We start from the raw sequence: 25,839 nt of genomic DNA on the forward strand, positions 1-25,839 counted from the left end.
GAGGTAACTGATGATAAGCCTGCTGAGTTTTGGCCCGGAGGGCTGGGGACGGTTGATTCTGAGTGCCACGCTGACGACGTTGCTGCTCTCATTTGCCGCGCTGCTGGTCGGCGCGGTGGTGGGATCAGGCGTTGCCGCTGCAAAGTTATCCCCGCACCGCGCGGTGCGCTGGGCAGGGGAAGGCTACTCGGTGATCTTTCGTGGCATTCCTGAGCTGCTGGTGATCTACCTGTTCTACTTCGGCGGATCGGGATTGATCACGCAGATCGGACAACTGTTTGGCGCGGACGGTTTTATCGAAGCGCCGCCGTTTCTGATCGGGGCGCTGGCCATCGGGCTTATTTCCGGCTCTTACCAGGCGGAAGTCTATCGTGCCGCACGGCTGGCCCTGGCGAAAGGGGAGATCGAAGCCGCTATCGCTATTGGTATGCCGCGCTGGCGCATCCGGCAACGCATCCTGCTGCCGCAGGTGGCGCGCTATGCGCTGCCCGGCCTGTCAAACGTCTGGCAGATGAGCCTGAAAGACTCGGCGCTGGTGTCAGTGACCGGCATTGTCGAGCTGATGCGGGCCAGCCAGATTGCGGCCGGCTCCACCCGTGATTACTTCTCCTTTTATCTGGTGGGCGGTGCCTGTTATCTGCTGCTGACGCTGCTGTCGAACCGCGCCTTTCTGCGGGCTGAATCCCGTCTTGGTCGCGCCTGGCAAAGCCGCACCGCTGCGCAGCATTAAGGAGATTTATGATCGATTTCGCGTTCCTCACTGACACCTTCCTGAAACTCAGCGCCGCGTTGCCGGTTACGCTGGGCCTGTTTATCAGCGCCTTCCTGTGCGGCGGCGTGCTGGCGGTGGGTATTCTGGCGCTACGCATGAGCCGCTGGCGTCTGCTGAGTGCTTTTGCCCGTGGCTACATTCTGGTGTTTCGCGGCTCGCCGCTGATGATCCAGCTGTTTCTGATCTACTACGGTCTGGGGCAGTTTGGTGTGATCCGGCACAGTCTCTTCTGGCCGTTTCTGCGTGAGCCCTTTACCTGTGCGGTGCTGGCACTGTCGCTCTGCACCGCCGCCTACACCGCGGAGATCCTGCGCGGTGCGCTGCTGGCTGTGCCGCCCGGTCAGGTGGAGGCGGGGATGGCGTGCGGCATGTCGCGCGGGCTGCTGCTGCGGCGCATTATCGCGCCGGTGATGCTGCGTTATGCGCTGCCCGCTTACTCCACCGAGGCGATTCTGCTGGTGAAGTCGACCGCGCTGGCCAGTCTGGTCACGGTCTGGGATGTCACCGGGGTGGCGCAGCAGATTATCCAGCGTACTTACCGCACCATGGAGGTGTTTCTCTGTGCGGCGGCAATCTACCTGATCCTCAACTTCATCATTGTGCAACTCTATGCCCTGCTGGAGCGGCGTCTGACGCCGGTTCATAAACCGGAAAAAAAGCCGTTACCGGCCGCTAAGCCGATTCCTGGAGGAAAATAAACATGTCTGAACTGCCACCCGTCACGCTGTCGGCCAGCGATATCCATAAATCCTTTGGCGCCATGGAGGTGCTGAAAGGCATCTCGCTGCAGGCGCACCAGGGCGATGTTATCTCAATACTCGGTGCCAGCGGCTCGGGCAAAAGTACGCTGCTGCGCTGCATTAATCTCCTTGAGACGCCTGACGCGGGCGTGGTCAGCGTGGGCGGTGAAACCATTGAGATGAAGCGCCATGCCCGGGGACACCAGCTGGCGGCTAATCCGCGTCAGATTGAGCGGCTGCGCTCCCGGCTCGGCATGGTGTTTCAGAGCTTTAACCTCTGGTCGCACCTGACGGTGCTGCAGAATGTCATTGAAGGGCCGCACTACGTCCTCAAGCGCGATAAAAAAGCCTGTATTGCCCAGGCGGAACAGCTGCTGGATCGGGTCGGTCTGCTGAATCGCAAAGATTTCTATCCCGCCCAGCTTTCAGGCGGTCAGCAGCAGCGGGTGGCGATCGCCCGGGCGCTGGCAATGGACCCGGAGGTGATGCTGTTTGATGAGCCAACTTCGGCACTCGATCCGGAACTGGTGGGCGAGGTGCTGAAGGTCATGCGCAGCCTGGCGGAAGAGGGCCGCACCATGCTGGTGGTGACCCATGAGATGGGTTTTGCCCGCAACGTCTCTAACCGGGTGGTGTTTATGCATCAGGGCACCATTGATTGTCAGGGCACGCCAGAGGCGATGTTCGGCGAGGCGGGATCGGCGCGCTTTAAGCAGTTTATCTCCAGTCATCATCAGGTGGAGCCGGTGGTATGAGCGACGTAATACGTCAGACGCTGGTCTGGGGCGATGGCCCGCTGAAATGGCAGGCGCTGGTGCAGGTCGCCCGGCACGGCGCCACCCTGACGCTGAGCGACAGTGCCTGGCAGCGAATTGCGCAGAGCCGAGAAATCGTCGGGAATATCGTGGCGGCGGGGCAGGTGGCTTACGGCATCAATACCGGGCTGGGGGCGTTGTGCAACATCACCCTGTCTGAAGATGAGCTGAGCCAGCTGTCGCGCAATACCCTGCTGAGTCATGCCTGTGGCGTCGGGCCGGTGCTGGCAAAACCCGAGGTCCGCGCCATTCTGTGCGCTGCGATTGCGAACTACAGCCACGGAAAATCAGGTGTTTCAGTGGCGCTGGTGCAACATCTCCTGGCGCTGCTAAACCTGCAGATTACGCCACAGGTACCGTCGCAGGGATCGGTGGGATATCTGACCCACATGGCGCATATCGGCCTGGCGCTGATTGGCATCGGCGAGGTGGAGTGGCAGCGTGAAATCATGCCCGCGCAGCAGGCGCTGGCCCAGGCGGGATTAGCCCCTTACCGGCCTGGTGCCAAAGAGGGGCTGAGCCTGGTCAACGGCACGCCCTGCATGACCGGCTTAGCCTGTCTGGCGCTGGACGATGCCGAACGGCTGCTGGACTGGGCAGACGTTACCGGTGCGATGAGCTTTGAGGCGCTGCGCGGTCAGATGGTGGCGTTTGACCCTGAGGTGCTGGCGCTGAAGGCCAGCCCGGGGATTCAGCGCAGTGGCGAACGCCTGCGCCAGTTGCTGAGTGACAGCCCGCTGCTGAAAGCCAGCGTTGGCATCCGGACTCAGGATGCACTCAGTCTGCGCTCGATGCCGCAGGTGCACGGCGCCTGTCGCGATCAGTTTAGTCACGCTGTTCGTCAGGTGGAGACCGAACTCAACGCCTGTACCGACAATCCGCTGGTGCTGGGGACGCCGCAGGCCTGGCGCGTGGTGTCACAGTCCAATCCGCATGGCGAGTCGGTGGCAATGGCCTGCGACCTGCTGGCGATTGCGATGGCGGAGCTGGGCAGCATCGCCGAGCGGCGGCTTGATCGGCTGGTGAATCCGCTGGTCAGCGGCCTGCCGCCATTTCTGGTCGCCGAGCCGGGCGTCAATTCCGGCATGATGATTGCGCAGTACGTGGCGGCATCACTCTGCGCGGAGAACCGTCAGCTGGCGCAGCCTGCGGTGCTTGATAACTATGTCACTTCAGGATTACAGGAGGATCATCTGAGCCTCGGCACCGGCTCGGCGCTGAAGCTGCTGAAACTGGTCAGCAATGTTGATCACATTATCGCGATTGAGTATCTGCTGGCGGCGCAGGCGCTGGAGTTTCACGGTGAATCACAGCTGGCAGCAGGCACGCGGCGCGCCTGGCAGCATTTGCGGCAGGTTGTTGAGCGCTGGCAGCAGGATCGCTGGCTGGCACCCGACATCGCCCGCGCGGTAGCTCAGATTAAAGCGCACCGGGCCGATGCGCTTGTGGGGTGAGGATTACCTGCGGCGTGCGTCCGGACGGACTAAATCAAAACGTTGCGCTTCGCTGATGCCGTAATAGGCGCTGGGGCCGCCCGCGCGCAGAATTGGCTCGGCTTTAGCGGTCTGATAAATGCCCTCTTCCAGCAGCGATTCATCGATGTGAATCGCCACCGCTTCACCCAGCACCAGCCAGCTGTCGATCAGATTGCTGCTGGCATCCTGCAGCTGAATCAGTTGCGTCAGTCGGCACTCGAAGTTGACCGGGCTCTCTGCCACCAGACTGGCGCTGACCTGTGAAGGCGCCAGCGGCGTTAAACCGGCAAAGGCGAACTCATCCTGATCGGCAGGTAGCGAGGCGGAACTCTCGTTCATCGCTTCCGCCAGCGGACGGGTCGCAAGGTTCCAGACAAACTCTTTTGTCTCAGCAATATTTCTCACGCTGTCTTTCCAGCCACTACTGGCGAAACCGATAATCGGCGGATGATAGTTGAAACAGTTAAAGAAGCTGTAAGGTGCCAGATTGCGCTGGCCGCTGCTGCTCACTGAGCTAATCCAGCCGATCGGGCGCGGCCCGATAATGGCGTTCAGCGGATCGTGCGGCAGACCGTGACCAGCACGGGGTTGATAGGAATAGCGTTTCCGGGTCATAACTTCTCCAGCAGGGAATTTTATTTATCTTAGCCCGACAGCATCGCCCGACGGAATCGGAAAGAGGTAAGCGGATGGTGCGGGTTTATTTTCCGCCGCCTACAGCGTATTGTACGCGCGCCTGAATAATTGAGAGAACGTATGAAAAAGTCAGCCAGCTCGTCGCCCTTCCACGCCCGCAATCGCCATCAGGGCGAATACGATTTTGCCGCGTTAACCGCTGCCCATCCGCCGCTGAAAGCCAAAGTCCGGCCCAATGGGTATGGCGTGCAGTCCGTGGATTTCGCGGACCCGGAGGCGGTGATGCTGCTGAACCAGGCGCTGATCAAACTATTTTACGACATCGACTGGCAGCTGGCTCCCGGCTCACTCTGCCCGCCCGTGCCGGGACGCGCCGATTATCTGCACTACCTTGCCGATCTGCTGGCGCTGGATAACAACGGCGTGATCCCGACGGCGGACGTTCTGGATGTCGGCTGCGGTGCAAACTGCATCTATCCGCTGATTGGCGCGGCAGAATATGGCTGGCGCTTTACCGGCACCGAAGTCGATGAAGCCGCCATCAAAGCCGCTAACCGCATTGTTGCGGCCAATCCGCGCCTGACGCGCCAGATCCGTCTGCGTCGTCAGAAAAACAGCGATGCAGTACTGGCTGGTGTGGTCAGTAAAACTGAATTTTTCAGTGCAGTGATGTGTAACCCGCCATTCCACGCGTCGGCGGAAGAGGCGGTATCGGGATCGCAGCGTAAGGTCCGCAATCTCGGACTGGATAAGAGTGCGCCGCTCAACTTTGGCGGCCAGCACAATGAATTATGGTATCCCGGTGGCGAAAAGGGCTTTATCGGCAAGATGATCGCCGAGAGCGTGGCGTTTGGTCGTCAGATCGGCTGGTTTACCTCGCTGGTGTCGCGCAAAGAGAACTTACCGGCGCTGGAAAAACAGCTGCAGGCGCTCGACGTGGCGGAGATGCGGGTGGTTAATATGGCGCAGGGTCAGAAGCAGAGTCGCTTCCTGGCGTGGAGTTTTATGCCTGCCGCCCAGCGCACTAAACTGCTGAGTCGCCTGGGGAACTGAGGTGTCGCTTTACATGGTAACAGGTGTATCTGTGGGCGAAGAGTAAAATAGAACGGGCCGCGATGCGGCCCGTTTTGATCAGGAGACGTGCTGCAGGAATTCGCGCAGACGCTCGCTCGGTGGGTTGCTGATCAGGCTGTCGGGATCGCCATCTTCCGCAATCCGGCCTTTATCGATAAAGATCAGCCGTGAGGCCACCTTCTGTGCGAAGCCTACTTCGTGCGTCACAATCACCATCGTCATGCCTTCTTCCGCCAGATCCTGCATCACCTTCAGCACTTCGTGACGCAGTTCCGGGTCGAGCGCTGAGGTTGGCTCATCAAACAGCATCATTTTCGGCTTAACTGCCAGTGCACGGGCAATCGCCACGCGCTGCTGCTGACCGCCGGAAAGCTCAGACGGAAAGTGGTGCGCGCGCTCGGCGAGGCCCACTTTGCCCAGCAACTCACGCGCCAGCTGGCGTGCCGCCTCTTTGCTGGCACCGCGCACACGGATAGGACCAAAGGCGACGTTATCCAGCGCACTCATCTGTGGGAACAGATGAAACTGCTGAAACACCATGCCCGCTTCCTGACGAATCAGGCGGTCATCGACTTTCGGATCATTGACGCGCAGGCCATCGACAATCAGTTCGCCACTGGTGATCTCTTCCAGCTTGTTAATACAGCGCAGCAGGGTTGATTTACCGGAACCGGATGGGCCGATAATCACCACCACTTCGCCCTGGTTAATCTTCAGGTCAATATTGTGCAGCACCTGGGTCTGGCCAAAATGCTTGGAGACATCTTTAAATTCAATCACAGGATTTTCACCCTTTTCTCAATGCGGCGCAGCACAAAGCTCAACACCAGCGTAATAACCAGATAGATAATCGCGACGGCGCTCCAGATTTCCAGCGCGCGGAAGTTACCGGCAATAATCTCCTGACCCTGACGAGTCAGTTCAGCCACACCAATAACGATAAACAGCGAAGTATCTTTGATGCTGACAATCCACTGGTTGCCCAGCGGTGGCAGCATACGGCGCAGCGCCAGCGGCATAATCACGTAGCGCAGCGTCTCGCGGCTCGACAGGCCAAGCGCCAGTCCGGCTTCGCGGAAGCCCTTGTTGATCGACAGCACGGCACCACGAGTAATCTCGGCAATGTAAGCGCCGGAGTTAATCATGATGGTTACCACCGCCGCGCTGAAGGGATCAATACGCAGGTCGGGGAACGCCATCGGCAAAGCAAAATAGATAAACATCACCTGCACCACGATAGGGGTGCCGCGAATGATTTCGATAAACACCAGTGCGATGTTATTGGTGATCCAGCCACCGTAAGCGCGGGCAAAGCCCGCTACCAGGCCGATGAAGAGGCCGCCAATCAGTCCAATAATTGAGATAATTAAGGTCAGTTTAGCGCCTTCAAGCAGCGCTGGCATGGCGGGCCAGATGACGCTCCAGTCAAACTCCATGGTGTCACTCCAGATATGTTGCGATGGAAAAAAGCAGGGAAAAAGTTCCCCTGCTGAAATCAGATAACGGGCAAATTATTATTTAGGTTCGGTGCCAAACCATTTTTTATAGAGCGTGTTGTAGGTGCCGTTCTCTTTCAGGGTTTTCAGTGCGCCGTTTACTTTTTCACGTAAATCGTCGCTGCCTTTCGGGAAGGCGATACCATACTGCTGCGCTTCAATTGAATCGCCTACCGCTTTAAAGCGGCCTTTACCGGCGGTATGGATGAAGTAAAGGATGTTAGGCGTGTCATGCAGCACGGCGTCCGCACGGTTGGTGCCCAGCTCCATATAGGCGCTGTCGATATTCGGGAACTGACGCAGATCTTTGGATTTGATGTTGGCTTTCGCGTATTCCACGGAGCCGGTGCCGCTTTTCACTGCGACCACTTTACCGTTCAGATCGCTGATGCCTTTGATGTCGTTTTCATTGTTACGCACCATCACCTGCAGACCGCTTTTGTAATAGCCGTCAGAGAACTCAATCGCTTTTTTACGTTCTTCGGTAATGGTGATACCCGCCAGTGCCAGATCGACATTGCGCGTTTGCAGTGCAGGGATAATGCCGCTGAAGTCCATTGGCTTCAGGGTGTAATCGAGCTTCAGCTCTTTCGCAATGGCATCCCACAGATCCACATCGAAGCCGACATATTTATCACCCTGTTTAAATTCAAACGGAACAAAGGCGGTATCCGTGGCGACGACCAGCTTCTTGTCTGCTGCAGTGGAAGAGAGAGAGAAGGCCAGCGCCAGCGCGGCCACAGAAACTTTTAACAGTGACTTCATCATTTTTCCTTTTTTTACTACCAGGCGGCAGGGCCTGCGTTTGCGGCTTGTCATATGAAAGAATTATGCCAACTTTGCAAAATCCGCGAAATCAGAGAGTTAAATAACATAGCTGACACGATTTTGCAGTTAATTCTGCCATTGCACTATTTTGGTGCTCAGTTTTGGTGCAGGTGGCTGTTTTGGTGCAAGCGGTAGTGTGCCTCAGATGTTAAGGCTGTGAAGCGGAGGAGGGAAGAACTGTTAACAGGGTCATAAAAATGCGGTAACACAGACGTAAAAAAGGCGGGTTTCCCCGCCTGACAGACTGCATTGAGTCTTATTCGATGTTCGCTTCGATAAACCACAGGAATTTATCAAGGTCACGTGATGCCGCAGTAAAAATATCAGCGGTATCTTCGTCTTTCACTTCAGTGATTGCTTTACGGGTGTCATTCGCGACAACGCTGTAACGGTCTGCCAGCGCTTTCAGATGATCCTGAACGCTGTGAATATTCAGCGGATAGCTTTTCAGCGGAGTCGTATCGTTAACGACCTGCGTGGTGCCCAGCGCCACGCCACCCAGCTGAACCACACGCTCGGCAATAGTATCCTGATGATCGGTAATCGCGGTGCGGAAGCCGTCCAGCATCTCATGCACACCGATAAAATTAGCACCGCGCATGTTCCAGTGCGCCTGCTTAGTGATCAATGACAGGTCAATAAACTCGACTACCAGACGGTTTAACACCGCGATGGTGGCTTTTTTATCGTCTTCGGCCACATCATTGCGGGTATAAATCAGGTCAGAAGATTTAGTTTTAACCAATTTAGCGGTACTCATCGTTTCAGTCCTCTCTTTGATGGTTGTCCTAATCAAGTACCGGATAAGTATAGCAGCGCTTTTCAGCTTTGCAGAAACGACTTTGTCGATGGATGAAATAGCGTGCGTCTTTAGTCAGAGCAGAGCTGGGCTAAGAAGGTTAATGCCATGTTAAAATATAAAATAAAATAAATAGCTATTTAAATCATGTTGTTATTCTATTATGTAAATAACTGGTAAGTGTCTGTTTCAAAATAGGCAACTCAGGAAGGAGCGAAGATTAGGAATAATTCTCATGATGAGCATGATTATTATTTAGCCCCGCCAGCAGGCGGGGCGGATAGCGTTTATTTTTGGATATCGTCTGATAATTCAACGCTGTTTAACTGACTCTTTTTCGGCCGCATGGTCAGCGTTGAACCTGCCGAGGCGATGATGATCGCCAGCAGCGCCAGCCACTGAAGCCCGGTCAGGGTTTCCCCCAGAAACAGCATGCCGGAAAAGGCAGCCATGGCGGGTTCCAGACTCATCAGCGTGCCGAAGATGCGCGCCGGTAAGCGGGTGAGGGCGATCATCTCCAGCGAATAGGGGATGGCGCTGGAGAGCAGGGCAACCAGCAACGCGATCGGCATAACGGCCCATGTCCAGATACCACTTTCTGCGAACGTCAGCCCCAGCGGTACAAAAATCACTGAGGCAATCAGCGACCCGATAGCCACTGTCGCCGGGCCATGTTCTGCGCCTGCCCGCTGTCCCGCCAGGATATAGATCGCCCAGCAGGCGCCTGCACTCACTGCCAGCGCAGCGCCCAGCGGATCAATCGCAGTCATGCCTGTGCCAAAAGGCAGCAGGAACCATAGACCAATCACGGCCAGCAGCACCCAGACAAAATCCAGTGGCCGGCGCGATCCGAATAGCGCCAGCGCCAGTGGGCCGGTAAATTCCAGTCCCACCGCCACACCCAGCGGCACGGTACGAATCGCCAGATAGAACGTGAAATTCATTGTGCCCAGCGCCAGTCCATACATCAGGAGTGGCAGACGTTGTTCCCGGCTAAAGCGTAAACGCCAGGGTTTGAAGATAATACAGAGTATCAGGGTGCCAAAGCCCAGACGCAGCGCGGTGATGCCGGTAGCGCCAACGGCAGGAAACAGGCTTTTCGCCAGCGAAGCGCCGCCCTGAAGCGACAGCATCGCAATCAGCAGCACGGCAATCGGCATCACTATCGGGGCAAGGTTTTTAGAAGCGGGAGAGGCAGACATCCTGTGTACTTTTCCTGGTCATCAACGTAATGAGTCAGCCAGTGTAAAGGAAATAGCGGGTAAAAAATCACGGAATGGGGTTTTAAATTTCTCTCAACTGAGCGATTTTTGGCCAGAATCAGGGCCATTTAGGTAAAGAAATGTCAGGTTTTTTTAGGATTTAACTTAAAGAACGAAATGAGCACAAAATGATTATTGCAGAAAGATGACGGATTTTATAAGAAAAATGAATGACATAGGTTGTCGCATTAACTTCCTGTTACACCAAACATTCTGTTAGACAACAAAATCCGGGCAGAGTTTCTCGCTATTTTTTGTTATATTTTCAGCGTTGTCAGGAGAGAAGTATTTTCACATTTGAGGTGGTTATGAAAAAAATTGCATGTCTTTCAGCATTAGCCTGTGTACTGGCAGTATCTGCAGGTTCAGCAATGGCACAGAGCACCGTAACTGGTGGCTATGCTCAGAGCGACTATCAGGGCGTAGCTAACAAAGCTAACGGCTTCAACCTGAAATACCGCTACGAAGACGGTTCTAACCCACTGGGTTGGATCGGTTCATTCACCTACACAGAAAAAGATAACACCGATTCTGGCATTTATAACAAAGGCCAGTACTACGGTGTGACCGGTGGTCCTGCTTTCCGTCTGAACGACTGGGCAAGCATCTACGGTGTTGTGGGTATCGGCTACGGTAAATTCCAGCAGAACGATACTTCATCACGCGATAAAACTGATTCAAGCGACGTAGGTTTCTCTTACGGCGCAGGTCTGCAGTTTAACCCAGTTCAGGACTTCGCAGTTGACGTTGGTTACGAGCAGAGCCGTATCCGTAACGTTGACGTTGGCACCTGGATTGCTGGCGTAGGTTACAGCTTCTAAGTTTAGCTTAGCTGACCTGCAAAAAAGCGGCCCCTTGTGGGCCGTTTTTTATGGTGCTGATTTACTCACCCTTCTCTCGTGCCTGCACGTTTCCCGACTTTTCCGGATCGCTGTAGCCGATCAGCAGCCATGCTGGTTGAAGCCGCAGGTCATATTGATTCGATGGGGAAACAGGAAAAAAAGAGAGCATAAAGGGAGAGTGCGCCTCTCAGCCAGCGGCTGAAAGGCATAGAATCAGGATTAGCCGCGCCAGATGAGATTCTCACAGCGACGATCGTCAGACTTATGGCCCAGCAGTTTTTCCAGCAACATCAGACGCAGTGTGAACGGTGAACGCGTCAGCAGGCACAGCCAGGATTTCATCTCCGTGGTTGTTTTCTTCTCAGCCTGGAAGCATTTACTGCAATCTAAGCAACATTTCAGGGTGCTCATAGAATCACCTCCCAATCATTGTCGACGCGGTAGTCAGCAGCCTGCGGTGAGAGGCGTCATCATCACCGGAGCAACAGAGGATCACCAGGGATCGCTCTTTTGCTGCTTACATTATCGTCAAATATAGCACTGGCTATATCCTTTAGCCAAGGCTAATGACGAAAAATTTGAGCTTCTTTGCGGCTGGTTTACAATGAGCGCAGCTAAATCCGTACAGCAGTGACAGTACGGGAAAAAATAATGAGGAAGCTGAATGAGTCGTCGTGCTAAAAGCGTGGTTTCTGCGCCAAAAGGACCACTGAAAGATATTGAAGAGCATGTCGAAGGTTTTCGGCAGGTGCGTGAAGCGCATCGTCGGGAATTAATTGATGACTACGTTGAGTTAATCTCTGATTTGATTGGTGAATTTGGCGAAGCGCGTCAGGTTGATATGGCGGCCCGCCTGGGCGTTTCACAACCGACCGTAGCGAAAATGCTGAAGCGGCTTGGCAGTGCCGGGCTGGTTGAACAGGTGCCTTACCGCGGTGTCTTTCTGACTGGTGAAGGAGAGAAACTGGCAGAGGAGAGTCGCGCCCGTCATCACATTGTTGAAAGTTTTCTGCTGGCGTTAGGCATCAGTCCCGAAACTGCCCGACGTGATTCAGAAGGTATTGAGCATCACGTCAGTGATGAAACGCTGGCCGTATTTAAGAAATTCTCCGAAACCCGCTAACGCTAAGGCGTACCTTCATCATGCCTCAACTGCTTCGATCTTTTTTGCATGACTCTGTTTTGCATTTATTAATCGTGATTGGTGTAGTTCTGGCATTTCTGGCGGATTTTCGCTGGGCCAATCTGCCCGGTGCCGTAGACTGGCATACCATTATTACGCTCACCGGGTTGTTGATCCTGACCAAAGGGCTGGAAACCAGTGGCTACTTTGACGTGCTGGGGGGACGACTGATTGCGCGTTTCCGGCACGAACGTGCGCTGGCGCTGTTTATGGTGCTGGCTGCCGCGTTGCTCTCTACGTTTCTGACCAATGATGTGGCGCTGTTTATTCTGGTGCCGCTGACGCTGACGCTGCGAAAGTTCTCTCACTTACCCATCTCGCGACTAATCATCTTCGAAGCGCTGGCGGTCAACGCCGGATCCCTGCTGACGCCGGTCGGCAACCCGCAAAACATTCTGCTGTGGAGCCACGGCAAACTAAGCGTTGTCGCGTTTATTGTGCAGATGCTGCCGCTGGCCGCCTGGCTGCTGCTTAGCCTGATGGTATTAACCTGGTTCAGCTTTTCAAAGCGCTCGATTGATAAGCATGACAACCCGGAACAGCCGCAGTGGCAGAAGCCGCTGTTTATTGTCAGCGTGGTGCTATACCTGCTGTTTATCGCCGGCCTGGAGCTGGAAATCACCGGTTGGGTCCTGCTGCTGATTCTTGCCACGTTCCTGGTGATGGCGCGTCCGGTGCTGCTGCGCATCGACTGGAGCCTGCTGGCGGTGTTTATCGCCATGTTTATTGACGTCTTCCTGATGACGCGTCTGCCGGTGATGCAGGCTCACTTTGATGCGGTTTCTCATTTCGGTCAGGGGCAGCTCTACCTGCTGGCGATTGGTCTGTCACAGGTAATCAGCAACGTTCCGGCGACGATTCTGCTGCTGCAAAAAGTCCCGCCTGGCGATGTGCTGGCCTGGGCGGTCAATATTGGCGGATTCGGCCTGCTGCCGGGTTCGCTCGCTAACCTTATTGCCCTGCGTATGGCGAAAGATCGGGCCGTCTGGTGGCATTTCCATCTCTTTTCTCTCCCTCTGCTTGCCTGGTCGATGGCCAGCGGCTGGCTGCTGTTGCGGCTGCTCAATTAGGCCCGACGCATCCTGCTACCCGCCACAGGTGGCAGGATGTGCGCCATTTCTCAAGTTTCGTAAAGTTGCGCTGGATTTTGTCAGTTTCCGATATAAGGTTAACAGGACCTTTATGCCCGGGAATTAGGGCCTTAGCCAGTGATGGGAACTATGAGCGAGAATAACCAACGCGATCCACACCAGCAGGACGCAGAGAATGCGACGGATAAAAACCGTCAGTCAGAGGAAAATCAGGACAACGACCAGCAGCCTGAGCGTAAACGCCCCGGTAAAAAGCCGCTGATTATTCTGGCGGTAGTGGTGGTGATTATGCTGATTGTCGGCTTCTGGTTCTGGTTCACTACCCGCAATATTGAAACCACCGACGACGCCTTTACCGAAGGCGATGCCGTTACCATTGCGCCTAAAGCCTCCGGCTATGTCGTGAAGTTGCTGGTGAAAGATAACCAGCGGGTGAAGAAGGGCGATCTGCTGGTGGAGATCGATCCCAGCGACAATCGTGCCCAGCGTGAGCAGGCTAATGCGCAGCTCGGTTTAGCTGTCGCACAGCTGCATCAGGCGCAGGCTCAACTGGCGCTGTCAAAGGTACAGTATCCGGCACAGCGCGATCAGGCGCTGGCGGATCAGGCGAAAGCCGAAGCGAATCTGCTTAATGCGCAGGCGGATTATCGTCGCCAGCGCGGCGTCGATCCGCGTGCGACCAGTCAGCGTAATATCGACAGCGCGTCCGCGCAGTTACGTTCGGCGCAGGCGCAGTTACAAAGTGCGAAAGCACAGGTTGAAGTGGCGTCACAGGTTGCTCTGCAGATTCGCCAGCAGGAGACCAATGTTGAAGCGCGTCAGCAACAGGTTGAGCAGGCGAAGGCGCAGTTAAGCACGGCCGATCTTAATCTCTCCTATACCCAGGTTCGCGCGCCCTATGACGGGTTTGTCACCAAGCGTAACGTTCAGCTGGGCACACTGGTGCAGGCGGGATCGTCGCTGTTTTCACTGGTCTCGCCTGAGATCTGGGTCACCGCAAACTTCAAAGAGTCTCAGCTGCAACACATGAATCCTGGCGACAAAGTTGAAATCAGCGTTGATGCCTGGCCGGATATGAAGCTGGAAGGGCATGTCGATAGTATTCAGATGGGCTCTGGTTCACGCTTCTCGACTTTCCCGTCAGAAAACGCCACCGGTAACTATGTGAAAATCGTTCAGCGCGTGCCGGTGAAAATCGTCATCGACAAGGGCCTTGATCCGAACCATCCTCTGCCGCTGGGTCTCTCTGTTGAACCGAAGGTAACGGTGGAATGAGTACGGCGCAGAGCTGGAAACCCGCCAGTAATCCGTGGTTAGTGGCGATCACGGTCACGCTGGCGGTGTTTATGGAGATCCTCGACACCACCATTGTTAACGTGGCGCTGCCGCATATCGCCGGTTCGCTCTCCTCCAGTTACGATGAGTCAACCTGGGTGCTGACCTCTTATCTGGTGGCGAACGGCATTGTGCTGCCTATCTCTGCGTTCTTCAGCCGACTGTTTGGCCGTAAACAGTTTTTCCTGATCTGCATCGTGATGTTTACCATCTGCTCCTTCCTGTGCGGCATCGCTACCGAACTGTGGCAAATCATTCTGTTCCGCGTGCTGCAGGGCTTTTTTGGTGGCGGATTGCAGCCGGTTCAGCAGTCTGTGCTGCTGGACTACTTCAAGGCGGAAGATCGCGGCAAGGCATTTGGGCTCTCCTCTATTGCCATTATTGTCGCGCCGGTGATTGGCCCGACATTAGGTGGCTGGATTACCGACAACTACAGCTGGCGCTGGGTGTTCTTTATCAACATTCCGGTCGGCGTGCTTACCGTGCTGGCGATCTATCAGCTGCTGGAAGATCCACCGTGGGAGCGTAAATGGGCCAAAGGTAAACTGAAGATCGACTATATCGGTATCAGCCTGATTACCTTAGGACTGGGTTGTCTGCAGGTGATGCTGGATCGCGGAGAGGATGAGGACTGGTTTGCCTCGCACTTTATCGTGCTGTTCGCCATTCTGGCGCTGATTGGCATCGTCGGTGCCATCTACTGGCTGATGTATGCCCGTAAGCCAGTGGTCGATATTCTGGTGATGAAAGACCGCAACTTCTGGGTCGCCGGGCTGTTGATGGCGGGGATGGCGATGATTCTGTATGGCAGCTCCGTAGTGCTGCCACAGCTGGCGCAGCAGGATCTGGGGTACACCGCCACCTGGTCAGGTCTGGTGTTGTCGCCTGGCGCGGTGCTGATTGTGCTGACCATACCGCTGGTGCTGAAACTGATGCCAATCGTTCAGACGCGCTACATCATTGCCTTTGGCTTTAGCTGTCTGGCCGTGGCGTTTCTCTACTCCGCCACCTTAACGCCCAACGTCGATTTCACCACGCTGGTGTTGATGCGCAGCGCACAGTCAATCGGGCTGGGTTTCCTGTTTGTCCCGCTGACGACTATCGCTTTTGTCACCATTCCGCAGCGGCTTAATGCTGACGCCTCGGCGCTGTTTACCATGTTCCGTAACGTTGCCGGATCGATTGGGATTTCACTCTCGACCGCTGCCATTACCGAGCGCGAACAGGTGCGGTCAGCGCACATGGTGCATAACATGACGCCGCTGAATGAGCCGTTCAACATTACGCTTCAGCACTGGGCGCAGGCGATACGCGACTTTACCTCGGCGGTGGGCGATCCCGTCACGCTGGCAACCGGTCAGCTCTATCAGGAGATGATTGCGCAGTCGCGTATCCTCGCTTACATCGATGTCTTCTCAGGCCTGAGTATTGTCGCCCTGATTTTGATTCCATTTTGTTGGCTGCTGTCGCCGATTAAGAGCGAAGGCAGTGCAGGAGCACACTAACATGAAGGTTTTTTACTCTCATCGCCTGAAACCCCTGAGTTTACTGCTGGCCCTCGGGCTGGCGGGCTGCGCTGTCGGACCTGACTATCAGGCGCCGAAACCTGCCGTGCCGGGTGGCTACAACACCCTGGATTCGCAGGAGGCGTCAAAGCCACAAAACGCCGCGATTAATTCACGCTGGTGGCGCAGCTTCAATGATCCGCAGCTCGACAGCCTGATTGAGCGGGCGATTGCGGGCAACCTGAGCCTGCAGCAGACGGTGCTGCGCATTGCCGGGGCACGTGAACAGCTGACGCAGGCGCAGGGCAGCCTGTTCCCCACCCTGGGCGGTTCAGCCAAAGTGACGCGTCAGCAGCTCGGGCTGGAAGGCTTGCTGAAATCCAATGGCGCAACCGATCAGCTCGACAGCAACGTGGCCAGCCAGCTCAATGGATTGACGCAGCCGGTTACCCTCTATCAGGGCAGCTTCGATGCCAGCTGGGAGCTGGATCTGTGGGGCAAAGTGCGCCGTCAGGTTGAGGCAGCCAATGCCCAGCAGCAGGCAGCGATAGAACAGCGCAACGATGCGCTGGTCTCACTGGAGGCCGAAGTGGCGCGTGCCTGGCTGCAGCTGCGCGGCGCGCAGAGCACGATTCAGACGCTGCAACAGCAGATTGAGGTGGCGCAGCAGACGACCGAGCTGACCCAAAGCCAGCAGCGTAATGGCCTGGCCCCGCTGACCGATGTGGAAAATGCGCGTGCCCAGCTCAGCACGCTGCAGGCGCAGCTGCCGCAGTATCAGTCGCAGGCACGGCAGGCGATGAATGGGTTAGCGGTGCTGCTCGGCAAGACACCGGGGGCGCTGGATGCTGAACTCAGTACGCCAAAAGCGTTACCCCCGCTGCCACAGTTTGTCCCGGTAGGCATTCCTTCTACGCTGGCACGTCGTCGTCCTGATATTCGTCAGGCTGAAGCGATGCTGCATGCACAAACCGCTGAGATTGGGGTTTCTGTCGCGCAGCTTTTCCCGAGCCTGTCACTGACCGGCCAGCTGGGCGTGCGCAACACCGATGTCAGCTATCTGGATAACTGGAGCAGCCATTTCTACAGTTATGGCCCGTCGTTATCGATTCCGATTTTCCAGGGCGGACAGCTGGTGTCGAGCGTGAAGTTAGCGCGGGCGCAGCAGGCCAGTGCCGCGCTGGATTATCGCCAGACGGTGCTGACGGCGTTGCAGGATGTGGAGAATGCGCTGGTCAGCTATCGCGCCGATCAGCAGCGGGTCACCGCGCTGGATGAGACAACCGGTGCGCTTCAGCGCGCGTTTGATCTCGCCAGCGACAGTTATCGCCAGGGGCTCTCGACCTTCCTGGAGGTGCTGGATGCGCAGCGTCAGCTGGCTCAGGCAGAGGAGCAGGCGACACAGGCGCGGATGCAGAGTGCACTCGATTTAGTGGCGCTCTATAAAGCACTGGGCGGCGGCTGGGAGACTTACCAGAACGTGGATATGCCGCAATATCCGGTATTTGGCCCGGCCACGCAGGCGAATTAGTCATCCGGCGGTAGCTGCCTCTGTGCAGTTACCGCTTTATCTCTCCTCCGGCAGCGTTAAACCGATGCTGCCTGTCTCTCCATGTTGTTCATCATGGTCTAACCCGTTGATAATGAGAGCTTCCCAGCATCACTGGAACGGGCGCAGCCAGCAGAAAATAAAACAGTGATAATCGCAGGGTTATTATCAGCGCCTCCGGCGAGCGATTAATTTTATGTTGCAGGCACTTTCCGGATTCAGGTTTTTGAGCTCTGTCACCTTTCTCAGTTTATTTCTTTGACGTTTTTTTAAGGCAACTTACGACTGAACGAGTGGGGGCGCGTGAGGCTATTCAGTCAGCCTGAGCCGGGCGGAACTGTTATTGCGCAGCTAAGCGATCTGCGAATAATCCGACTCTGCTATAAATCGCAGCGGCAAAAATGGTTAACAGGTGGCAAAGGGCATAATTAAAAAAGCCACCAGAGCGTTAATTCTTTTGCGCTATTTAACGGTGCCGGGGGGGGCTTTTTAAGCATAATCTGTAAGCTGGTGTGACTGGGGTCACGGGCAGGCACATTTTTAATCTGTTATCTCCGGCCCGTAAACGTAAATAATGAGGCTGCATGGCCCGCATTTAGTTGATAGCGTTAACTGCCTTATGCCGGGATAATCTGCCTGAAATCGTTTTCAACTCCTGAGTAAAAGTGCCATTTGTTGTTAATTCAGCGTTAATAAAAGGTCAGGCACGCCCGATTTTAATAGCTCTGTTTTGCCCGAATTAATACTTAGGAATTATCTGTAGCGTAAAAATAATTTATTTTTTTATTTGAATTAGGTAGTCTTGGCGCTACAGTTTTATTAACCCCCCTTAATCAAGGACATTGTGATGAGTGACGCATTTAAGGTACTGAACAATATTCGCACATTACGTGCCCAGGCTCGTGAACTGCCACTGACCGATCTTGAAGAGATCCTGGAAAAATTAACTGTTGTTGTTACTGAGCGCCGTGAAGAAGCAGAAGCGGAAGAGACGCAGAATCGCGAAAAAGAAGAAAAGCTTTCTAAATATCGCGAAATGCTGCTGGCTGACGGCATCGATCCTAATGAATTATTAGGTGCACTGGAAAGCGGAAAAAAACGTACCAAGCGTGCGCCGCGTCCGGCTAAATATTCTTACACCGACGAAAATGGTGAGCAGAAATCCTGGACTGGCCAGGGCCGTACCCCGGCAGCGATTAAAAAAGCGCTGGATTCCGGTAAAAGCCTGGACAGTTTCCTGATCGATTGATCGACACAATCCTTGTAAGTGGGAGCCGGGGGGCCATCATGGCCTTCCGGCTTTTTTATTTCTGCCGGGATATCAATCACCCCGCAAGGAATCCACGGCTGACGCTGGCGTGCGCTGCGTCACATCTGGCATAATAGCCGCCGTTTTTTCATCCATTCTCTTCACAAAGGTCAATGCCGTGTTAGTTAGCAGCAATATCACCATGCAGTTTGGCAGCAAGCCACTGTTCGAAAATATCTCCGTTAAATTTGGCGGCGGTAATCGTTACGGTTTAATCGGTGCGAACGGCAGCGGAAAATCCACCTTCATGAAGATTTTGGGTGGCGATCTGGTGCCTTCAGGCGGCAATGTTTCTTACGATCCCAACGAGCGCATCGGTAAGTTGCGTCAGGATCAGTTCGCCTTTGAACAATTTAGCGTACTGGACACCGTTATCATGGGTCACCATGAGTTATGGGAAGTGAAGCAGGAGCGCGACCGTATTTATTCTTTGCCAGAAATGAGCGAAGAAGAGGGGTATAAAGTCGGCGATCTTGAGGCACTTTACGGTGAGATGGACGGCTATAGCGCGGAGTCTCGTGCCGGTGAGTTATTACTCGGCGTCGGCATTCCGGTTGAGCAGCATTATGGCCCGATGAGCGAAATTGCGCCGGGCTTTAAATTACGTGTGCTGCTGGCGCAGGCGCTGTTTTCTAATCCTGATATTCTGTTACTCGATGAACCGACGAACAACCTGGACATCGATACTATTCGCTGGCTGGAGCAGGTGCTGAACGAGCGTGACAGCACCATGATTATCATTTCGCATGACCGTCACTTCCTTAATATGGTCTGTACGCACATGGCTGATTTGGATTATGGCGAGCTGCGGGTTTATTCCGGTAATTATGACGAATATATGACCGCGGCGACCCAGGCGCGTGAACGTCTGTTATCCGATAACGCCAAGAAAAAAGCGCAGATTGCTGACTTACAATCGTTCGTCAGTCGTTTTAGCGCCAACGCCTCTAAATCGCGTCAGGCGACATCACGCGCTAAGCAGATGGATAAAATTAAACTGGATGAAGTGAAAGCCTCCAGCCGCCAGAACCCGTTTATCCGCTTTGAGCAGGACAAGAAGTTGTTCCGTAATGCGCTGGAAGTGGAAGGTTTGACCAAAGGATTTGATAACGGTCCGCTGTTTAAGAATTTAAATCTGCTGCTGGAAGTGGGTGAGAAGCTGGCGGTGATCGGTGCCAACGGTATCGGTAAATCAACACTGTTAAAATCGCTGGTGGGTCAGCTGACGCCAGATAATGGCAGCGTTAAATGGTCAGAGAATGCGCGTATTGGTTATTACGCTCAGGATCACGCCGATGATTTTGCCAATGACCTGACGGTATTTGACTGGATGAGTCAGTGGAAACAGCCTGGCGATGATGAGCAGACCATTCGCGGTATTCTGGGTCGCCTGCTGTTTTCGCAGGATGATATTAAGAAGCCGGCCAAAGTGCTTTCCGGTGGAGAGAAGGGTCGTATGCTGTTCGGTAAGCTGATGATGGAAAAACCGAACATTCTGATTATGGATGAGCCGACCAACCACCTCGATATGGAGTCGATTGAATCGCTCAATATGGCGCTGGAGATGTATGAAGGCACGCTGGTGTTTGTTTCACACGACCGTGAATTTGTCAGCTCGCTGGCAACCCGCGTGATAGAGCTGAAAGCAGACCGCGTGGTGGACTTCACCGGTAATTACGAAGATTACCTGCGGAGTCAGGGTATCGTCTGATTGAAACGGGGTGGCGCAGGCCACCCTGTTTTTTTTGGTGGCAATGAATGAGTTATATGCTTTTAGCTTGTTAGATGGTGTGGGTTGGGCAGGATGCCAGGCTCAGGGATTATCTGGCAGCAACGCATATGCTCAAGGCGCAGGGAACATGGTCAGAGGAGGAAAGCGTCCCGCGCCATGGATGGCGCGGGCCGAGCGCCCATGGATGGTTTAAGCGACTTTCCGATCTGACCTTGTTCCCTGAGCAGGTAAAAACTTCACCACGGTGCGGGCTTCATGAAGCACAGGCGTTCCTGCCGACGCTACGCGCTACCACCACACACTTCACAGTGCGCATCCTGCGCCACCTTCATGCTGTGGAACTCCGCGCTCATTGCATCGTACATCAGCAACCGGCTGGTGGCGGGCGTGCCAAATGCCGTCAGCACTTTAATCGCTTCCATCGCCTGCATCGCACCAATCACGCCAACCAGCGGAGCCATGACGCCCGCTTCCACGCAACTCAGGGTTTGTTCCCCAAACAGGCGGCTGATGCAGCGATAGCAGGGTGTGCCGGGCTGCCAGTTGAATACGCTGATCTGACCTTCCATCCGAATCGCGGCGCCGGAGACCAGTGGCACCCGCTGCTGACGACAGAGCCGGTTAAGCTGCTCACGCACAGCAACGTTGTCGGTGCAGTCCAGCACTACCTGCTGCCGGGCGATCAGCGCCAGCAGCGCTGCATCGTCCAGCTGTCCATTAACAGGATGCAGCTGGCAGTGCGGATTGATGGCGGCCAGGCTTTGTGCGGCGGAGTCCACTTTGGCACGACCAATATCAGCATCGTGATGCAGGATCTGCCGTTGCAGGTTAGAGTGCGATACGGTATCGAAGTCGAGCAGCGTCAGGCTGCCGACACCGGCAGCCGCCAGATAGGGCGCAGCGGCGCAGCCGAGTCCGCCCAGCCCGACGATCAGCGCATGACTCGCTTTCAGCCGCTCCTGACCGTCGAAATCAAAGCCGCGCAATACAATCTGCCGGTTGTAGCGCAGCATCTCCTCATCGCTTAATTCAGGCAGCATTTACGCCTCCAGCAGGGCGTTGAACGGTTCCACCTCGACCCATTCGCCCGGTTCAACATTGCCGCGATCCCGTTCCAGCACAATAAAACAGTTTGCCTGGGCGAAGGAGCTGAAGACGTGCGAACCCTGCATCCCGGTGGTTTCCACCTCCAGTTCACCCTGTGCGTTCTGTCGCAGGATACCGCGCTGGAAATCGAGCCGGCCAGGTGACTTTTTCAGCCGCGAGGCGCAGCGCACTTTCTGACGTGGCGGCAATGCTGATTTTTGCTGGCCGGTGAGGGTGGCAAGCAGCGGCTGAACGAGCTGATAAAAGGTCACGGCGGCGGAGACCGGATTACCTGGCAGGCCGCAGAACCAGCTGCTGTTGAGGCGGCCAAAGGCAAATGGCTTGCCAGGCTTGATCGCCAGCTTCCAGAAGCTGATGGCACCAAGCTCTTCCAGCATCGTTTTGGTGAAGTCCGCTTCGCCCACCGAGACGCCGCCGGTAGTAATCACGACATCCGCCTGCCGATCGGCCTCGGTGAAAGCAGCACGCAGTGCGGCCGGGTCATCTTTGATGATGCCAAGGTCGATGACTTCGCAACCCAGCTTATGCAGCATCAGTGATACCGCAAAGCGGTTGGTGTCGTAGATCTGGCCTTCGGCCAGCGGCTCGCCTACCGGCTGGAGTTCATCACCGGTGGAGAAGATAGCGACCCGCAGTTTTCGCAGCACGCTGACCTGCGCGATACCCAGTGAGGCGAGCAGTGGCAGCTCCGCCGCGCCCAGCCGCGTTCCTGCTTCCAGCACCACGGTGCCTGGCTGAATATCATCGCCGATGAGACGAATGTTCTGTCCGGGACGGACCGGCGCGGTGATCACAATCGCATCACCCTGTGTTTCGGTCTGCTCCTGCATCACTACTGCTTCACAGCCTGCAGGCACCGGCGCACCGGTCATGATGCGAATCACGCTGCCCTGCGGCCACTCACCGTTAAACGGTGCGCCGGCAAAGGCTTTACCCGCCACTGGCAGCGGCTGACCGCTGCTGGCGTCTGCCAGCCTGACGGCGTAGCCATCCATCGCAGAGTTATCAAATGGCGGCACGGCAATCGGTGAGGTCACCGCTTTGGCGGTGATACGCCCGACCGCTTCGGCCAGCGGCACGCTAAGAGAGTCGGTGACGGGCGTCAGCTGTGACAGCATTTTTTGTTGTGCCTCCTCAAGGGAGATCAAGCCTGCAGTAAAACTTTCCATGGATATTCCAGCCTGGTTATCTCAGATGCTGCCTATTATGGTGGGAATTAGCCGCTGAGTCACATCGGTGTCGGCCTGACTTGCCTGTTGTTGTGGCCAAAGTGAAATATGGCGGTAAGAAAAGGTTATAACCACAGGAACAGTTTCCGCTTTACAACACTTAGCAGGCTTTCTATAGTCAAAAATCACCAAAAATGGGTGAAAACCATTTTAAATCAGTGTTTTTCGTCCTGATGCAACCACAGGGTAGATCGTTATGGTCAATGCAGTGATCGCCATTCATGGAGGCGCCGGTGCCATTACGCGCTCAGCAATGAGCGCCGAAAAAGAGCAACTCTATCGTCAGGCGCTACACGATATTGTCACTCAGGGCCAGCAGATACTGGCTCAGGGCGGCAGCGCACTCGATGCGGTGACCGAAGCGGTGCGGCTGCTGGAAGAGTGCCCGCTGTTTAACGCCGGTAAAGGTGCGGTCTTCACCCATCAGGGCACCCATGAACTCGATGCCTGCATCATGGATGGCCGCACCCTGGGTGCAGGGGCGGTCGCGGGCGTAACGCGGGTACGGAATCCGGTGCTGGCGGCACGTGCCGTGCTGGAACATAGCGAGCATGTCCTGTTTATCGGCGAGGGCGCAGAGCAGTTTGCTGAGGCGCACGGGCTGGAAACGGTCACGCCTGATTACTTCTCGACCCCGGAACGCTGGGAGCAGTTGCAGCGCGCGCTGAACAGCGATACGGCAGTGCTGGACCATGATGGTGCCGCGCACAGCGATGACCCGCTCGACCCGGACCGTAAGTTTGGTACGGTGCGGGCCGTCGCGCTGGATCTTGAGGGCAACCTCGCGGCCGCCACGTCAACGGGCGGTATGACCAACAAGCAGGCCGGGCGGGTCGGCGACTCGCCGCTGCCGGGCGCAGGCTGCTACGCCAGCAACGACAGCGTGGCGGTCTCCTGTACCGGCACCGGAGAAGTCTTTATGCGGACGCTGGCGGCCTACGATGTGGCAGCGCAGATGCGCTATGCCGGGCGCTCACTGCAGCAGGCCACGGTTAATGTTATTCATGACAGTGTGCTGGAGCTGGGCGGCAGCGGGGGGCTGATTGCCGTCGACCGCGCAGGCAACGTAGCGCTGCCGTTCAACAGCGAAGGGATGTATCGCGGTGTGGCGCGGGTTGGCGAAGTGGCAGACGTCGCTATCTATCGCGAAAGTTAAGGAGCAGAGATGAGCGACAGGCAAACGTTACCGCCGCTGGCCCCTGAGCAGGTCCTGGCGGTGCGCGATCTCAATGTGCGTTTTCAGCACGAAACCACCGTCACTGACGCGGTGCGTCATTTGTCACTCGATCTGTTTCGCGGCGAAACGCTGGCGCTGGTGGGGGAGTCAGGCTCGGGGAAATCAGTGACCTCGCTGGCGCTGATGCGGCTGATTGAGCAGGCTGGCGGGAGGGTCAGCGGCGAGGTGCTGTTGCGGCGTCGCAACGGCGACGTGCTGGATCTGATGCGCGCCTCAAAAGGTCAGATGCGGCGGGTGCGCGGTGCGGATATGGCGATGATCTTTCAGGAGCCGATGACCTCACTGAATCCGGTCTTCTCCGTGGGCGAGCAGATCGCGGAATCCATCCGTCTTCATCAGGGCCTGAGCCACGCCGGCGCGCTGGCCGAGGCGCGCCGGATGCTGGATCTGGTACGAATCCCGGATGCGCAAAATGTATTATCCCGCTTCCCGCATCAGCTGTCGGGCGGGATGCGTCAGCGCGTGATGATCGCTATGGCGCTCTGCTGCAAACCGGCTCTGCTGATTGCCGATGAGCCGACCACAGCGCTCGACGTCACCATTCAGGCGCAGATTCTGCAACTCATCCGCGTGCTGCAAAAAGAGATGCAGATGGGGGTGATTTTTATCACTCACGATATGGGCGTGGTCGCCGAAATGGCCGATCGGGTTCAGGTGATGTATCGCGGCGAAGTAGTAGAAAATGCCCCGGTAGCCAGGCTGTTCAGCGCCCCGCAGCAGCCCTATACCCAGGCGCTGCTGGCGGCGGTGCCAAAGCTCGGTTCGATGCAGGGCCAGCCCCTGCCAGCTAAATTTCCGTTGCTGCACAGCGATGCCGTTGATGACGTGCCGCAGGATACGGTTCGCCGCCTGCAGCCACCCATTTTGCAGGTGCGCGATCTGGTCACCCGCTTTGATATTCGCGGCGGCCTGCTGAACCGCGTCAAAAGCCGGGTGCATGCCGTCGAAAAAGTCAGTTTTGATCTCTATGCCGGTGAGACACTGGCGCTGGTGGGCGAGTCTGGCTGTGGTAAATCGACCACCGGGCGATCGCTGCTGAAGCTGGTTGCCAGTCAGGGTGGCACCCTGACCTTTGACGGACAGCGAATAGACCATTTGTCAGGTGCCGCGCTGGCCCATCTGCGACGCGACATTCAGTTTATCTTTCAGGATCCCTACGCCTCGCTCGATCCCCGGCTGACGGTTGGCTTCTCCATTATGGAGCCGCTGCTGGTTCACAAGGCGATGCCGCGTCGTGAGGCGGAGCAGCGCGTCGCCTGGCTGCTGGATAAAGTGGGTCTGCTGCCGGAACATGCTCAGCGCTATCCCCATGAATTTTCCGGCGGCCAGCGTCAGCGCATCTGTATAGCCCGCGCGCTGGCGCTGAATCCCAAAGTGGTGATCGCCGATGAGTCCGTCTCGGCGCTGGATGTGTCAATTCAGGCGCAGATAATTAATCTGATGCTCGACCTGCAGCGCGAGTTTGGCATCGCCTTCCTGTTTATTTCTCACGATATGGCGGTGGTGGAGCGTATCAGCCACCGCGTGGCGGTGATGTATCTCGGTCAGATTGTCGAGATGGGGCCGCGTCAGGCGGTGTTTGAGCAGCCTCAGCACCCTTACACCCGAAAACTCATGGCAGCGGTGCCGGTAGCCGATCCGGCTCACCGGCGTCGCGAACGAGCCTTACTGGTCGATGAGATCCCCAGCCCGATTCATGCGTTAGGGGATGAACCTGAAGTGGCGCCGCTGATGGAGGTGGCTCCGGGCCATTTCGTCGCCCGCCACGTTATCAGTGCGACCTGAACAGTGACGATGTCGCCCCGGCGACCAACCCGACAGGG

At 56.0% G+C, this 25,839-nt stretch carries 24 protein-coding genes; 15 read left to right on the top strand and 9 right to left on the bottom strand.

Going from position 1 to position 25,839, the window contains the following annotated elements; translation table 11 throughout:
• Positions 1-10: 10 nt before the first annotated feature.
• From GVJ63_RS00180 to hutH, 4 genes are read left to right on the top strand one after another with little or no spacing between them, the layout of a single operon-like run.
• Complete coding sequence (locus GVJ63_RS00180; RefSeq protein WP_159226256.1) at positions 11-730, top strand: ABC transporter permease; 720 nt, start codon at positions 11-13, stop codon at positions 728-730.
• A gap of 8 nt (positions 731-738) precedes the next feature.
• Entirely contained in the window at positions 739-1,470 is a 732-nt protein-coding gene (locus GVJ63_RS00185; protein ID WP_010254311.1) for an ABC transporter permease, read from the top strand.
• Between the two features lie 2 nt (positions 1,471-1,472).
• Positions 1,473-2,267: an ABC transporter ATP-binding protein gene (locus GVJ63_RS00190; protein WP_022625980.1), complete on the top strand. Its 795-nt coding sequence runs from the start codon at positions 1,473-1,475 to the stop codon at positions 2,265-2,267.
• On the top strand, positions 2,264-3,781 hold the full coding sequence (gene hutH / locus GVJ63_RS00195; RefSeq protein ID WP_159226257.1) for a histidine ammonia-lyase: 1,518 nt from the start codon (positions 2,264-2,266) through the stop codon (positions 3,779-3,781). Before GVJ63_RS00190 ends, hutH begins: the two co-directional genes overlap by 4 nt.
• A gap of 3 nt (positions 3,782-3,784) precedes the next feature.
• Here hutH and GVJ63_RS00200 read toward each other — a convergent pair whose 3' ends face one another.
• Positions 3,785-4,417: a flavin reductase family protein gene (locus GVJ63_RS00200; RefSeq protein ID WP_089414434.1), complete on the bottom strand. Its 633-nt coding sequence runs from the start codon at positions 4,415-4,417 to the stop codon at positions 3,785-3,787.
• 141 nt (positions 4,418-4,558) lie between these two features.
• On the opposite strand from GVJ63_RS00200, the gene rlmF reads away from it, so the two are divergent.
• Positions 4,559-5,491, top strand: a complete 933-nt coding sequence (gene rlmF / locus GVJ63_RS00205; RefSeq protein ID WP_159226258.1) for a 23S rRNA (adenine(1618)-N(6))-methyltransferase RlmF — start codon at positions 4,559-4,561, stop codon at positions 5,489-5,491.
• A 78-nt stretch (positions 5,492-5,569) separates the two neighbouring features.
• On the opposite strand, the gene glnQ is transcribed toward rlmF, so the two are convergent.
• The 5 genes from glnQ to rhtA all read right to left on the bottom strand — a co-directional run bounded on the left by glnQ (position 5,570) and on the right by rhtA (position 9,837).
• Positions 5,570-6,292, bottom strand: a complete 723-nt coding sequence (gene glnQ, locus GVJ63_RS00210) for a glutamine ABC transporter ATP-binding protein GlnQ (RefSeq protein ID WP_010254327.1) — start codon at positions 6,290-6,292, stop codon at positions 5,570-5,572.
• Positions 6,289-6,948, bottom strand: coding sequence for a glutamine ABC transporter permease GlnP (gene glnP, locus GVJ63_RS00215; RefSeq protein ID WP_010254329.1), 660 nt, complete (start codon positions 6,946-6,948; stop codon positions 6,289-6,291). The genes glnQ and glnP overlap by 4 nt, the downstream gene beginning before the upstream one ends.
• Before the next feature lie 78 nt (positions 6,949-7,026).
• Positions 7,027-7,773: a glutamine ABC transporter substrate-binding protein GlnH gene (glnH, locus tag GVJ63_RS00220; RefSeq protein ID WP_010254333.1), complete on the bottom strand. Its 747-nt coding sequence runs from the start codon at positions 7,771-7,773 to the stop codon at positions 7,027-7,029.
• A 319-nt stretch (positions 7,774-8,092) separates the two neighbouring features.
• Entirely contained in the window at positions 8,093-8,596 is a 504-nt protein-coding gene (gene dps, locus GVJ63_RS00225) for a DNA starvation/stationary phase protection protein Dps (protein WP_010254336.1), read from the bottom strand.
• Between the two features lie 326 nt (positions 8,597-8,922).
• On the bottom strand, positions 8,923-9,837 hold the full coding sequence (gene rhtA / locus GVJ63_RS00230; RefSeq protein WP_010254339.1) for a threonine/homoserine exporter RhtA: 915 nt from the start codon (positions 9,835-9,837) through the stop codon (positions 8,923-8,925).
• A 368-nt stretch (positions 9,838-10,205) separates the two neighbouring features.
• Here rhtA and ompX point away from each other — a divergent pair, with 368 nt between their 5' ends.
• Entirely contained in the window at positions 10,206-10,718 is a 513-nt protein-coding gene (gene ompX / locus GVJ63_RS00235) for an outer membrane protein OmpX (protein WP_010254344.1), read from the top strand.
• Positions 10,719-10,958: 240 nt separating this feature from the next.
• Here ompX and GVJ63_RS00240 read toward each other — a convergent pair whose 3' ends face one another.
• Complete coding sequence (locus GVJ63_RS00240) at positions 10,959-11,150, bottom strand: hypothetical protein (protein ID WP_122458979.1); 192 nt, start codon at positions 11,148-11,150, stop codon at positions 10,959-10,961.
• A 253-nt stretch (positions 11,151-11,403) separates the two neighbouring features.
• Between GVJ63_RS00240 and mntR the strand changes: the two genes are divergently transcribed.
• The 7 genes from mntR (at position 11,404) to GVJ63_RS00275 (ending at position 20,422) form a co-directional block, all read left to right on the top strand.
• Positions 11,404-11,862: a manganese-binding transcriptional regulator MntR gene (gene mntR, locus GVJ63_RS00245; RefSeq protein WP_010254350.1), complete on the top strand. Its 459-nt coding sequence runs from the start codon at positions 11,404-11,406 to the stop codon at positions 11,860-11,862.
• Between the two features lie 20 nt (positions 11,863-11,882).
• Complete coding sequence (locus tag GVJ63_RS00250; RefSeq protein WP_159226259.1) at positions 11,883-12,992, top strand: SLC13 family permease; 1,110 nt, start codon at positions 11,883-11,885, stop codon at positions 12,990-12,992.
• 150 nt (positions 12,993-13,142) lie between these two features.
• On the top strand, positions 13,143-14,288 hold the full coding sequence (locus GVJ63_RS00255; protein ID WP_010254357.1) for an HlyD family secretion protein: 1,146 nt from the start codon (positions 13,143-13,145) through the stop codon (positions 14,286-14,288).
• The gene (locus tag GVJ63_RS00260; RefSeq protein WP_010254360.1) at positions 14,285-15,853 is read left to right on the top strand and encodes a DHA2 family efflux MFS transporter permease subunit; all 1,569 of its coding nucleotides are present in this window, start codon (positions 14,285-14,287) and stop codon (positions 15,851-15,853) included. Before GVJ63_RS00255 ends, GVJ63_RS00260 begins: the two co-directional genes overlap by 4 nt.
• A 1-nt stretch (position 15,854) precedes the next feature.
• Complete coding sequence (locus tag GVJ63_RS00265; protein WP_159226260.1) at positions 15,855-17,384, top strand: efflux transporter outer membrane subunit; 1,530 nt, start codon at positions 15,855-15,857, stop codon at positions 17,382-17,384.
• An 865-nt stretch (positions 17,385-18,249) separates the two neighbouring features.
• Positions 18,250-18,651 carry an H-NS family nucleoid-associated regulatory protein gene (locus GVJ63_RS00270; RefSeq protein ID WP_003850507.1) on the top strand — a complete coding sequence of 134 codons (402 nt, stop codon included), beginning with the start codon at positions 18,250-18,252 and terminating at the stop codon, positions 18,649-18,651.
• Between the two features lie 178 nt (positions 18,652-18,829).
• A complete protein-coding gene (locus tag GVJ63_RS00275) occupies positions 18,830-20,422 on the top strand; it encodes an ABC-F family ATPase (protein WP_010254366.1) in 1,593 nt (530 codons plus the stop codon).
• Between the two features lie 302 nt (positions 20,423-20,724).
• Here GVJ63_RS00275 and moeB read toward each other — a convergent pair whose 3' ends face one another.
• Both moeB and moeA read right to left on the bottom strand, forming a co-directional pair.
• Positions 20,725-21,483 (bottom strand): molybdopterin-synthase adenylyltransferase MoeB, encoded by a 759-nt coding sequence (gene moeB, locus GVJ63_RS00280; RefSeq protein ID WP_159226261.1) that lies wholly within the window; start codon positions 21,481-21,483, stop codon positions 20,725-20,727.
• On the bottom strand, positions 21,484-22,719 hold the full coding sequence (gene moeA / locus GVJ63_RS00285; protein ID WP_062758085.1) for a molybdopterin molybdotransferase MoeA: 1,236 nt from the start codon (positions 22,717-22,719) through the stop codon (positions 21,484-21,486).
• Positions 22,720-22,975: 256 nt separating this feature from the next.
• Between moeA and GVJ63_RS00290 the strand changes: the two genes are divergently transcribed.
• Positions 22,976-23,935 carry an isoaspartyl peptidase/L-asparaginase family protein gene (locus tag GVJ63_RS00290; RefSeq protein ID WP_159226262.1) on the top strand — a complete coding sequence of 320 codons (960 nt, stop codon included), beginning with the start codon at positions 22,976-22,978 and terminating at the stop codon, positions 23,933-23,935.
• Positions 23,936-23,944: 9 nt separating this feature from the next.
• Complete coding sequence (locus GVJ63_RS00295; RefSeq protein WP_010254373.1) at positions 23,945-25,801, top strand: dipeptide ABC transporter ATP-binding protein; 1,857 nt, start codon at positions 23,945-23,947, stop codon at positions 25,799-25,801.
• The last annotated feature ends 38 nt before the right edge of the window (positions 25,802-25,839 follow it).

The organism is Pantoea sp. 18059 (genome assembly GCF_902706165.1).
Lineage (GTDB): Bacteria > Pseudomonadota > Gammaproteobacteria > Enterobacterales > Enterobacteriaceae > Pantoea > Pantoea agglomerans.